We start from the raw sequence: 10,993 nt of genomic DNA, 5'->3' as shown, positions 1-10,993 counted from the left end.
CGCCGTTTGTTGCGAGACCGAGACTTCAGGCCCTTGACGTGCTGAATCAGACCGGGGGACCGGCCTCCTCCGGAACGTCCGGCAGGCCCTGAGCCACCTTCGCCAGAACGGGGAACCTGTTGGTGAAAGCGTCCTCGGACAGGTCGTGTTCGTGAAGAATCCCGAGAACCGCGGCCTTGCTTCCAGCCGTCTTAATTGCCATCTCGAATGCGCTCGACTCCCGAAACGAGTCCCATGATTCACTGTCCTGCTCATTCATCTGATCCACTCCTGTTTGGTTGCATCCTGCAGCTGCACAGGGGTGTATTTGGGTACACGTCCCCGTGTGAAGCGATCGGTAAATCTCAAGTCTCGGGTGAGACTTCCTTCCTCGCTAAGCTAGGGGATGTAGGTCTCGTGCAGCCAGTGCTTTGCGGAAGGATTTCCTCTGTGCGGCTCTGGAGGCGTCTGCCGGGCATGGAGTCGGAATTTGGGCGCACTTCTTCCCGGGTCGCCCGGCCTCCCGGATTTCGGGTTTTGCGAGCGAGATGGGATCCCCATCGTCAACGACCCTATCGGGTATTCACTCGAACATGCAACCCGAACTCCCGCCGCTTTAAAGGGAGTTGATGGGTCCTCTTGTAGAGGATCGCCCATAAGGCGAATACTTGATTATTTAGGGCAAGTCGGACACCAGGCTGATGCGGTCTGGTCGATCGAGCCCGATCAACTGCTGGTTGACGCCTGCGCCTTTGTCAAATTAGCCTCGTGATCCACACCGTGCGATCGGCATGGGACTCCCAGGAGAGAGCAGGCGGCGCGTGGAGACAGGCGAGGAGTTCGGGCCCTGGTTGGCCCGACAGCTCAAGCTTGCGGGGAAGACGCAGGCCGAACTGGCCGACGAGCTCAACCTGACTCGGGCCGCAGTGTCCGCGTGGATCACCGGCAGGTCGACTCCTCGTCCGACCGTCATGACGGACATCGCCAAGGCGCTCGGCACGGACGTGGGTACGGTGCACACCCGCACCACCGATACCCAGGCCGGCCTCCCGGTCACCTGGTACCACCGCCCCGGCTATCCCGATGGCGGCCGCGACCTGGGCAATGCCGCCGCCTTCGCCTTCGACGCTGACGTGCAGGTCCTCGCGCGGGAGACGTGCCAGAACAGCCTGGACGAGCGACTGACGGAGAACGGCCGCCCCGTCAAGGTCCGTTACACCCTGCACGAGCTCACCGGCGACGCCCTGGACGCCTTCCGCGAGGCGATCCTCTGGAACGATCTCTTTCCGCACTACTCCGCCGTCTCGGAGACCGCCGGTAACCAGAAGGTCGGTCGTGTCGTGGACGCCGGAGTGCGCGACATGTACGAGAAGGGCCGTTTGATCCTGCTGCGCGTCGACGACTACAACGCTTCCGGGCTGATCGGCGACGATTACGCGGACGGCAAGTTCGCCGCCGTGGTCAGACGCCAACTGGAGAGCCTCAAGTCCGGTCCTGGCGCCGGTGGGTCGTACGGCTTGGGCAAGGCGACGCTGTGGGCCACCAGCTCCCTCGGGCTCGTGCTCATCAACTCCACTCTCTCCGTGCCTCACGAGGGACGTACCGAGCGACGGGTCATCGGCCGCCTCGAACTGCCGTGGCGTGAGGTCGACGGCGAGTCGTATGCAGGCCCCGCCTGGTTCGGGCGCCCTGATCCACACTCTCCCGGGGCCCTGGTCGCCCGTTCCTGGTGGGCGGACGAGGAGACCGTGGAGAACCTGTATCTGGCCCGGGAAAGCGACGAACCCGGCACGTCCTTCCTCATCGTCGGTGCGCACGATGTGGCCGGCCTCGCGGCGAACTCCTACGAGCCCGAGGACGGATTCATCGGCGACGAGGAGAGCGATGAGGACACGCGTGATATCACCACGATGCACGCCCGACTGGTCGAAGCACTGGGGCGTGACTTCTGGGCCGCGATGACCGGCGGGGGCAGCAAACTCCCCCTCCTGGAGGTCTCGGTCCGAGCCCTGCGAAACGGCAAGGAGGTCGTGGCGGAGCAGCAGGTGGACCCGTCTGTCGAACAGCCTGCGCGGACCCGTGCCCTGAGGGCGCACTACGAGGGCACCACGGTGGATCGTCTCACCGAGGCCGGGCAGGTGGCGGCGCGGAGCGTCCCGTTGAAGCTGCCGTTGTCCGGGGGCGCGCATGGGACGTTGGGTACGCACCAAGCGGTCCTGCTCGTCACGGAGGCCGAGGGGGACAGGGACGGGGCGAAGAACCGGATGCACTCGCTGCGCGGCAATCGTATGACCGTCAAGAGGACAGTGGTCCCGAGGCTGCCGAACAGCACCAACCCCTTCCAGGCCGTTCTGCTGGTCGGGGAGGCAGCCGGAGAGACGACCCCCTTCGCGAAGGAGGCCGAGGACTTCCTGCGCGCGGCGGAACCTCCCGAGCACGACCGTTGGGGGCAGACGGAAGAGCTGACACTGCGGTGGTCACCGTCCGCCTACCGGCGGATCAACGCGCTGACCGCCGAGGCCAACAACGCAGTGAGAGAACTCGTCGCACGGCCGAAGCGCAGCAGCGGCGAAGGCGGTGAGGCCCTGCGCAAGGCGTTGACGGTGCGGACGAGGCCCAAGGCCAAGACACCCGCCGGCCCCGTGGTTCCCCTCCTGGACGGACTCGACGCGACGGTCGGCGACGCAGGGGAGTGGCGGATCACCGGCGAAGTGAGCATCCCGCGTGGTGACGAGATCGTCCCGATGGTGCCGGTGGCCCAGCTGGACGTGCGCTCGGGGAGTCGACCCCGCCTGGACTGGGCGGAACTGGTGGGCGTCGAGGGCTGCGAAGCGGTGGACGGAGTGCTGTGCTTCACGCCCGGCGCTCGGCGTGCGAAGTTCCGAGGAACCACCGACGTCACCGGCCACCCGGTCAGGACCACTCTCACCCGTCTTGTCGTCGAACTCCGCGCCGGCAAGGGGGAGTGACACGTGAAGTTCTACCCGTACAAGCGGCTCAACCGGCCGATCACGCTCAGAGTGACCTCTGTTTCCCTCAAGCTCTCCGACGGCACCCGCGACCAGTTGGAGACCCTTGCTTACTCGAACCAACAGCAGGCCGTCGCGCTCGGCATCGCCGGCCACACGGAATGGGTGAGCGCCAAGATCGACGTTTCGGCGACGCTGCCGCCCGGGGCGAACGCGCCGGACGCGCCCTGGTCGGATCTCTGTGTCCTTGCCGTGCTCACGGACGGCGAGACCAATGTCCGTACCTCTGTGAATCTCACGCTCGACGCGGAGGCCGGCCGGGACTGGTCCGGCTCGCTGGAGGTGTTCCGTGACGATCACCTGGGGCGGGCCTCCGTCGCCGTGTACGCCATCGGGACGGTGGAAGGAGTGGGCGCACGGTCGATCGCCGAGACCGACCGGAGCTGGATCATCGACACGGTGTCCGACGAGCCGGTACGTGGGCTTCAGCTCGACGTCCAGAAAGCGTCGTTCAAGAGGAGCTCCCGGGCGTGGCTCCAGGCCTACGCCGACGCGCCCTGGGTTGTGGACACCTCGGCCCGAGTACCCACCGTGTTCGTGAACACCGATGTCGAAGGCGTCATCGATCTGTTGGACAGCAATGGCTCGGGTGTGGACAGCAAGGTGCGTGACCTCTTGGTCGCCCAGATGTCCACCGACGTCTGGACCGCAGTGTTTCACGGCGCCATCGGCGATCTGGAGGTGGAACCCGGTGGCGGGCCGGTCTTCCCCACCGACTGGCAGGGGGAGGTGTTGCGGGAGATGCTTCCGGACGTGATTCCCGGCGTCCACGTCGAAGAGGCCCTACGGCAGGTACATCGCCGGCGCACCGGCGAATCGGGCTGGGTGGAGCTGCAGACGCGTATCCATTATGCGGCTGTCCGCCGCGCCGATGCCAACAAGGCGCTTGCCTACGTCATCCGCAGTCTGGAACAGATGAACCGCGAGAGTGAGACGTGATCACCCAACCGAACCACGTACCGGAGCGCCTGGGGCTGCTCGCCACCTCTGCCGTCGATCCGTTCCTCACCGAGGAGCTGCTCAAAGGCGAACAGGTTCACGGCGGCATCGATCTCGCCAAGGTCGTCGAGCCGCTCCCCGAGGACGACGCCAGGTGGTGGGTCGAGCCGATCCGGAGCCTGGTGGAGGACGCCATGTTCGAGTTCCGGGAGGACCGCACCCGCGCCGACGCCTGGCTCGCGCCACGGCTCCATGCCACGCTGCGCCTGACGCGACGAGAAGCGGCGGACAAGCGGCTGTGGAACCACCTCGCCTTGGCTGTGGCCCCGGACTATGTGGTCTGGCGGCACCTGTCGGAGCCAACGGCGAAGAGCCCGGAAAGGCGCGTCGCCGCTGAGCGCTTCCGTGGCCCAGCGGACCGTCAGTGTTTCTCGCGCCTGTGGTGGGCGGCCGAGCTCTTCAGGAACGGGCCTGACTACGAGCCGGTCGAGGTCGCCTGCGGAAATCAGGACCTCATTCACACCGTTCTCCGGAGCGAGTTGATCGATCACCGTCCCACCGCTCAGGCCCTGGTCCGTCTTCTGAACAGCGGCCAGATCTCGGGCGGGCGAGAGGTCAACGGCCTCAGTGTCGCGATCAATGCGGCGGGAGCGACCTTGCTCTACGACATCCTCGCGCCGGATCGGCCCCGCGACCCCGCCCGACTGCGGGACTGGATCGCGGAGGCGGAATCGGCGCCACCGGTCGAGCGGTACGAACTCCCGAACGGGCCCGACGAGGACCGTGTCCCGGAGGAATCCGTGGCGGCGCTCACCGGCTACTTCACGGAGCTGTTCGAGACCGCGCCGGTCAGGGGCAGGAAGAGCGGGGATTGACCTGGGCTGCTCCGGACTACTTCGCCGATGCCTTCTTGCTCTTACGAGGGCGCACGGAGGACGGGGGCGGCACCTGGTCCTCGGGGCGTGGGCACCTGTCGGTGCAGGCGTCGGCGGCCCCGCAGCCGTCGCTTTGGAGCTTGGCCCGCTGTTCCTCCGTGGCCGGCTGCCATGGCTTCCGCAACGCCTCCGGGTCCGGCTTGGGCAGCCCCAGAGCGGCGCTCAGCAGGTGTGCACCGAACAGGGGCGGTACCGCGTTGCCCACCTGCTGGGCCTGCGCCGTACCGGACCACGGATAGTCCGGCGGAAAGCTCTGCAGCAATCCGGCCTCATTCATGCTGAACCGCGAGCCCTCGTAGACGATGTTGTCGTCGAGGTGCTGGAAGACCACGAAGCGGCTGATTTTGCCGGTGACGGTGAAAGCAGGCTGCTGGTCGCTTCGTACGCCTCGTCGTCCCGGGTGGCTGGAGCTGCCGTAGTTCGAGCGAACCAGGAAAGGAGTGCGGCGCCCCTGGTTCGCGAGGGCATCACCCATCGATCTCCAGGGCTGCCGGACCTCGTCGCTTGCTGCCTGGTGATCATCGGTCTCCGGCTTGGCGCCCTCGTAGAGTGTCGCCTGGTGGACCTGGCCGGCGGCCTGGTCGCCTTCGTTCTTCCCGTTCCTTCGGTTCCATTCCTTGGCTTCGTAGGAAAAGTGAGTCGGCGAGGGAAGCGAGGGCTCGCCGAGCCCTTCGCGCCGAGCGATCAGTACCGCGCGGGATCGCGTCTGCGGAACCCCGTAGGTCTCGGTGTCGAGGACATCGACGACGACCTTGTACTTGGTCCCGTCGGGAAGCCCCGTCTCCTCCAGCACCTTGGCATAGTGCGTCCAGAGCGCCTCGACCTCGCGGACCTGCTCCAGGACGATGACGTCGTATGGGCGGTGCTCCCGATTCGGGCTCCTGGTCGCCTGAATCGCGTATCGGAGAGGTTCGAGAACCAACGCGGTGCGCGGATCGGGGAGCGTTTTGAGGTCCTCGTCGATCTTTTGGTCGGGCTCGCCCGCCATCAGCCGCTCGATGTACTCCTTGACCCGGTCCAGGGCCTGGCGTCCGGCGCCGTGCCCGGCCACCGAGTAGGTCTGGCACGGAGGGCCACCTGCGAGCACGTTGATCTCCGGTGGCAGGGACTCGAAGGAATCCCTGCGTACCGCGCTCACGTCGGCGTGAAGGGTGTCCAGCCCGGCCGCGTATCGCGTGAGGCACGCACTTCTCTCCCACTCGATGCCGAGACTCGGGACGTCGAGCACCTGCCCGGCGACATCCAGCCCTCCGGGTCCTGCGAAGAGGTCCAGGACAAAGGGTTTGTCGAGGATGGGCTGGTGGTGCGCCGAGCTGGTCATGTGGCGAAAGTTTAGCCGGCCGCGGGCCCTCGCGGATCCCCGTTCAACGCTTCGGCTACGGCCCGTCCCAGCGCCTCTGCGACAGGCGGCGGGGTGGCGTGTCCGATCTGGCGGTACCGGGCGGTCTTGAGGCCGGAGATCCGCCACGCTTCGGGGAAGGCTTGGAGCAGAGCGGTCTGGTCCACCGTGATCCGTACCAGTCCGTCGTCACCGAGTGACGGATTCCATGTGAAGTCGGGGCCGGGCGGTTCGTTTCCGAACGACTTCGTGTAGACCCCCATCCGTCGCCACTTGGCCTTCGTGCCGCTGGGTCCGAAGTCGGGGCCGCCGTGCGTCTTGGATCCACCCACCAAGGTAGGTGCCACGCTCGTCGCCTGGGCCGCCCAACGGTCGGCTTCCGGCCAGCCGCAGGAACGCATCGACGGCGCCAGCGCTGCCCCGACCGACACGTGCTGGTGGACGCTGGGTCGGGGCGGTCGGAAGGCACTGGCCCACCGCTGCTTGACGGCCACGACGATGCCTTGCAAGCGGTGCTGGGGCACTCCGAAGTCGGAAGCGTTCAGGATGAACCAGGTCAGTGCGTAGCCGAGGTGCTCCAGCTCTTCGCGGAGGAAGTCCCGTATCGGCGCCAGGGAGTCCTCGTCGACCAGGGTGGGCACGTTCTCGATGATCAGTGCACGAGGCTGGACGGCGTGGACCAGATAGGCAGTCGCCTCGATGAGGCGTAGTTCGGCATCCGACCGACGCGTCACCGTCGCGCTCGACCTCACCCTGGGGAGGCCGGCTGTCAGCAGATCGACGTCGTACACCTCGGGGTGGTCCACGGGGTCGAAGTCGAGAAGGTCCGCGTTCAGCACGTTCCAATGCGGCCGGTTGGCTTTGAGCGTGTCGCAGGCAGTCGGCTCGTTGTCCAGGAGGAGCCGAGGCGTGAAACCCGCTCGTTCCAGCCCCAGGGCGAGTCCACCTGCCCCCGAGCAGACGTCGACAAAACTCAGCCCGCTCAACGATTCCTCCCCCGTCCCCGCTGGACCCTCCGCGGCTCCACCGCCGCCGCGATACGGAGAGCCACGTCATCCGGTGCTTCATGCTCCGGCCTCACGATCGTGGCTCGCTCCCGACGACAGTCGAGTCCGTAGCGTCGAGCCGCCTGAGTACGGCTGTCGTGTCGATTCCATCACGGGGCCGAGCGCTGCCGCACCGGATTCCGCCTGCCGGGCCGCACCGCCGATGCAGGCAGCCTCGGGCATTGCCGCATCAGACAGTCGCCCGTTTTCAGGCCCCGGGCCGCCGTGCGTGAGCGATGCGTGAGCGGACGGGACGGCACCCGTTGGATTGAGCGTCACGCCGCCAAGCCCGGCAAGTCTCTGACCTGGCAAAACCGGACCGAACACGATCAGGCGTCGCTGCCCGTCACGATCTTGTGGGGCCTCGTAATGCGTAGGTCTCGGGTTCGAATCCCGAAGGCGGCTCTGTAGAAGCCCCAGGACTCACTCGCCGTGACCTGGGGCTTTTGCTTTGCCAGGATGGTTTCGCAGCCCATCTGCTGTTTCGGGACCGCGAGTTCGTCCGGGGCATCGCCGTGGATCTATCCGGGGTGGGTGCGCCTTTTTCTGAGGCGGTATTGCAGCGCCCAGCGGGCGAGTCCGCCGATGGCGAGGGCGGCGATGATCGCGCCCCAGTCGATGACGTGTGGCAGTCCCGGGAAGAAGGCAAAGAAGGCGAGGGTCGCGGCGGCGCCTGCGAGGAAGGCGCCGATTCCGGAGCGTCGGAGTCTGGCATCTCGGGCAGGGTCTTCGGACGTGCTCTCGGGGCTCATGTGCGGCTCACTTCGTGATGTGGTGGCACTGGCCGGCCCGCCGGACGCCATTGACGTGGATGTATGCGCATGCCTTGCCGTAGCGGGGGAGTTTCTGGGGTGCGTTGTCCCGCATCGGGTTGATCTTGCACTCGTTGTGCGTCTTGCCGCGGGACGTGCGGTAGATCTTGTTGTCGGTGTCCGCGTAGGTGAAGTCGATGCGCCAGTTGCAGAAGCCGGCGTTGAGGGCCCCGACGAAGCCGCAGTCGACGCCGGCGTTCTGGTAGGTGATGGTCTTGCCCTCACCGCGGATGACGTGGGTGAACATGCAACCCGTGGGGACCTTCATGGTGACTCCGCCGACCTGGTAGTCGAAGGTGGCCACGGGTGTCGAGCCGATGGCGCCGGCGTGTGCCTGCGCGGGGGGTAACAGGGCGAACGTGGCTGTCGTGGCGAGAGCGGCGATGATCCGTGCTGTAAGGCGCTTGCCCATGCGTGTCCCCTTCTGGCGGAGTATCCGTACAGACCGGAACTCGTTTTGTACGTTCAGGGTTCTGTCTCGAAGCACAGTCCACTACGAAGAGTGACTGACCAGGTGCTGCGTCGACGGCCCGGTCGCTCGGGGGGCGGGGCGGGGCTAGGTTGGGAAGGCTGGACCTGGGCGACGCGTGGCAGGAGGCCGGGATGTCGACACGGTTGCGCAAAGTGGCGGTCGGGGTGGCCGCAGTGGGCCTGGTGGTGGTGCCTCTGGGGGTGGGGGCGGGGTACGCCCTGGATACATCGGTGGCCTCCAGCGCCTCGGCTTCGGCCCCGGTTGCCGTCGGCGCATCTCCGTCGTCCCCGGTCGCCGCCGACGGGGAGTTCCCGCAGCTCACCCCCGCCGTGGCACGGCAGTTGGACGATGCCGTCCGGAAGGTGATGAGCGAGGCCCGGATACCCGGGGTGATGGTGTCGCTCTCGGCTCCCGGCAAGGGTGACTACGTGCGGGCCTTCGGTGTCGCCGACAAGGCCACCGGCCGGCCGATCAGCACGGACATGAACATGCGCATCGGCAGCGTGACCAAGACCTTCACCGTGACCGCCCTGCTCCAGCTGGTCGACGAGGGCAAGGTCGGGCTGGACGACCCCATAGGCAAGTACGTGTCCGGGGTGCCCAACGGGGACCGGATCACGCTGCGCGAGCTCGCCGGGATGCGGAGCGGGCTGTTCAACTACTCCGAGGACGAAGGTTTCTTCAAGGCCCTGACCAGCAATCCCCGACGGCCCTTCACCCCACAGGAGTTGCTCGCGTACTCCTTCAAGCACCCGGTGCTGTTCGAGCCCAACGCGAAGTTCTACTACTGCAACACCAACCTGATCCTGCTGGGGCTGGTGGTGGAGAAGCAGAGCGGGCAGAAGCTCGACGCCTACATCAACCAGAAGGTCGTCCGCCCCGCCGGTCTGCGGCACACGCTCTTCCCCGTCGGCGCGGAGTTCCCGAGTCCGCACTCCCAGGGGTACACGGACCAGACCGCGACCGGGAAGGTCGAGGACGCGGCCGACTGGAACCCCTCGTGGGGCTGGGCTGCCGGCGCCATGATCTCCGATCTCGGTGACCTCAAGACCTGGGCGAGGGTCCTGGCAACGGGCACGCTGCTGAAGCCCGCCACCCAGGCCGAGCGGCTGAACGTCGTCGATGCGCTGCCCGGCACCGGCTACGGCCTGGGCATCTTCAACGTCCAGGGCTGGATCGGCCACAACGGCTCGCTGCCCGGCTATCAGGCGCTGGTCGTGTACCTGCCGCAGGCGAAGGCCACGCTGACGCTGACGCTGAACACGGACATCGCCTACAAGGGTTCCGAGCCCAGCACGCTCTTCGGCGAGGCGATCACCAAGATCGTCACCCCGGACCACGTCTTCAGCCTGCCTGCGCAGCCCGTTACCGGACACTGAGTGCATGGATGATGTGAATGTGGTGGTGCGCGTTGCCGGTGAAGGCGATGTCGACGTCGCGGGCGCGCTGTTCGGCGGGTACCTCGACTTCTACGAGGTGAAGGTCGAGGACCCGGACCGGCCTCGCGCCTTCCTCGCGGAGCGGATCCGGGCCGGTGAGTCCCTGGTGCTGCTCGCCGACGTGCCGGAGGCCGGCACGGTCGGGTTCGCGCAGGTCTACCGGACCTTCTCGTCCCTCGCCCTGCGGCCCGTGTGGATCCTGAGCGACCTGTACGTCGACCCGTCCGGCCGCCGCACCGGCGCCGGGCGGGCGCTGCTGCGCGACGTACTGCGCCGGGCGCGGGAGGCCGGGGTGGCCGGGGTGCAGCTGGAGACCGCGTACGACAACCATGTCGCGCAGAGCCTCTACGAGGCGGAGGGCTTCGAACGCGACGCGTTCCACGTCTACTTCCACGGACTGGGGTGAAACATTCCGGCACCTCCGTCGCGTCATTGGGGTGAGACGGACGCGAGGGGGAGCGAATGCGGGAGGGGCGCAGGGACGGGTTCCGCGAGTTCGCGGCGGGCCGGTCGGGGCATCTGTACCGGTCGGCCTGTCTGCTGACGAGCGGGGACACGCACCTCGCGGAGGACTTGGTGCAGGAGACCTTGGGGCGGATGTACCTGCTCTGGGGGCGGATCTCCCGTATCGACAACCCGGCGGCGTACGCGCAGACCGTGCTCGTACGGGCCTTCCTGACGCACCAGCGGCGCAGATCGGCGGGGGAGCGCCCGGTCGGGGAGTTCCCCGAGTCGGGCGCGCCGGCGGCCGGCGGCGGTGATCCGGCGCTGCGGCTGACGCTGCTGGAGGCGCTGGGGCGGCTGGCGCCGAAGGACCGGGCGGTGCTCGTGCTGCGGTACTGGGAGGACCGCAGCGTGGAGGAGACCGCCGACGCGATGAACGCCAGCTCGGCGGCGGTACGGACGCGCACCACGCGGGCGCTGGGCCGGCTGCGGGACCAACTGGGCGGATCGCTCAGTGAGTTCGCCGGTCTCTGAACCCCTCATCGCCACCTCGATCGTC

The 10,993-nt window shown here is 67.2% G+C and carries 11 protein-coding genes; 6 read left to right on the top strand and 5 right to left on the bottom strand.

Annotated features, from left to right (window positions below; translation table 11 throughout):
- Positions 1 to 46: 46 nt before the first annotated feature.
- Complete coding sequence (locus tag OHT74_RS17410) at positions 47 to 259, bottom strand: hypothetical protein (RefSeq protein ID WP_328620676.1); 213 nt, start codon at positions 257 to 259, stop codon at positions 47 to 49.
- Positions 260 to 800: 541 nt separating this feature from the next.
- Between OHT74_RS17410 and OHT74_RS17405 the strand changes: the two genes are divergently transcribed.
- Genes OHT74_RS17405 through OHT74_RS17395 form a run of 3 tightly spaced genes read left to right on the top strand, consistent with a single transcriptional unit; the run spans position 801 to position 4,822 of the window.
- Positions 801 to 2,948: a helix-turn-helix transcriptional regulator gene (locus OHT74_RS17405; protein WP_328620675.1), complete on the top strand. Its 2,148-nt coding sequence runs from the start codon at positions 801 to 803 to the stop codon at positions 2,946 to 2,948.
- A gap of 3 nt (positions 2,949 to 2,951) precedes the next feature.
- A complete protein-coding gene (locus tag OHT74_RS17400) occupies positions 2,952 to 3,947 on the top strand; it encodes a hypothetical protein (protein WP_328620674.1) in 996 nt (331 codons plus the stop codon).
- Positions 3,944 to 4,822: a DUF6339 family protein gene (locus OHT74_RS17395; protein WP_328620673.1), complete on the top strand. Its 879-nt coding sequence runs from the start codon at positions 3,944 to 3,946 to the stop codon at positions 4,820 to 4,822. Before OHT74_RS17400 ends, OHT74_RS17395 begins: the two co-directional genes overlap by 4 nt.
- Positions 4,823 to 4,838: 16 nt before the next feature.
- Here the strand turns inward: OHT74_RS17395 and OHT74_RS17390 are convergent, their stop codons facing one another.
- From OHT74_RS17390 to OHT74_RS17375, 4 genes are all read right to left on the bottom strand, one after another.
- Complete coding sequence (locus OHT74_RS17390) at positions 4,839 to 6,203, bottom strand: DNA cytosine methyltransferase (protein WP_328620672.1); 1,365 nt, start codon at positions 6,201 to 6,203, stop codon at positions 4,839 to 4,841.
- Between the two features lie 11 nt (positions 6,204 to 6,214).
- On the bottom strand, positions 6,215 to 7,207 hold the full coding sequence (locus OHT74_RS17385; protein WP_328620671.1) for a DNA cytosine methyltransferase: 993 nt from the start codon (positions 7,205 to 7,207) through the stop codon (positions 6,215 to 6,217).
- 581 nt (positions 7,208 to 7,788) lie between these two features.
- Entirely contained in the window at positions 7,789 to 8,019 is a 231-nt protein-coding gene (locus OHT74_RS17380) for a hypothetical protein (protein WP_328620670.1), read from the bottom strand.
- Positions 8,020 to 8,026: 7 nt separating this feature from the next.
- Positions 8,027 to 8,491: a hypothetical protein gene (locus tag OHT74_RS17375; RefSeq protein WP_328620669.1), complete on the bottom strand. Its 465-nt coding sequence runs from the start codon at positions 8,489 to 8,491 to the stop codon at positions 8,027 to 8,029.
- Positions 8,492 to 8,682: 191 nt separating this feature from the next.
- On the opposite strand from OHT74_RS17375, the gene OHT74_RS17370 reads away from it, so the two are divergent.
- From OHT74_RS17370 to OHT74_RS17360, 3 genes are read left to right on the top strand one after another with little or no spacing between them, the layout of a single operon-like run.
- The gene (locus tag OHT74_RS17370) at positions 8,683 to 9,930 is read left to right on the top strand and encodes a serine hydrolase domain-containing protein (RefSeq protein WP_328620668.1); all 1,248 of its coding nucleotides are present in this window, start codon (positions 8,683 to 8,685) and stop codon (positions 9,928 to 9,930) included.
- A 4-nt stretch (positions 9,931 to 9,934) separates the two neighbouring features.
- On the top strand, positions 9,935 to 10,396 hold the full coding sequence (locus OHT74_RS17365) for a GNAT family N-acetyltransferase (RefSeq protein ID WP_266665250.1): 462 nt from the start codon (positions 9,935 to 9,937) through the stop codon (positions 10,394 to 10,396).
- Positions 10,397 to 10,452: 56 nt separating this feature from the next.
- Positions 10,453 to 10,968 carry a SigE family RNA polymerase sigma factor gene (locus OHT74_RS17360; protein ID WP_266665248.1) on the top strand — a complete coding sequence of 172 codons (516 nt, stop codon included), beginning with the start codon at positions 10,453 to 10,455 and terminating at the stop codon, positions 10,966 to 10,968.
- Positions 10,969 to 10,993: the final 25 nt, after the last annotated feature.

The sequence above is a fragment of the Streptomyces sp. NBC_00354 genome (assembly GCF_036106915.1).
In the GTDB taxonomy this organism is placed as follows: Bacteria; Actinomycetota; Actinomycetes; order Streptomycetales; family Streptomycetaceae; genus Streptomyces.
This window is presented reverse-complemented; position numbering and strand designations above follow the sequence as displayed.

Coding starts and splice junctions, on each gene's coding strand:
- OHT74_RS17410 (WP_328620676.1), bottom strand. CDS start 259: ATGAATGAGCAGGACAGTGAATCATGGGACTCGTTTCGGGAGTCGAGC.
- OHT74_RS17370 (WP_328620668.1), top strand. CDS start 8,683: ATGTCGACACGGTTGCGCAAAGTGGCGGTCGGGGTGGCCGCAGTGGGC.
- OHT74_RS17380 (WP_328620670.1), bottom strand. CDS start 8,019: ATGAGCCCCGAGAGCACGTCCGAAGACCCTGCCCGAGATGCCAGACTC.
- OHT74_RS17375 (WP_328620669.1), bottom strand. CDS start 8,491: ATGGGCAAGCGCCTTACAGCACGGATCATCGCCGCTCTCGCCACGACA.
- OHT74_RS17360 (WP_266665248.1), top strand. CDS start 10,453: ATGCGGGAGGGGCGCAGGGACGGGTTCCGCGAGTTCGCGGCGGGCCGG.
- OHT74_RS17365 (WP_266665250.1), top strand. CDS start 9,935: ATGGATGATGTGAATGTGGTGGTGCGCGTTGCCGGTGAAGGCGATGTC.
- OHT74_RS17390 (WP_328620672.1), bottom strand. CDS start 6,203: ATGACCAGCTCGGCGCACCACCAGCCCATCCTCGACAAACCCTTTGTC.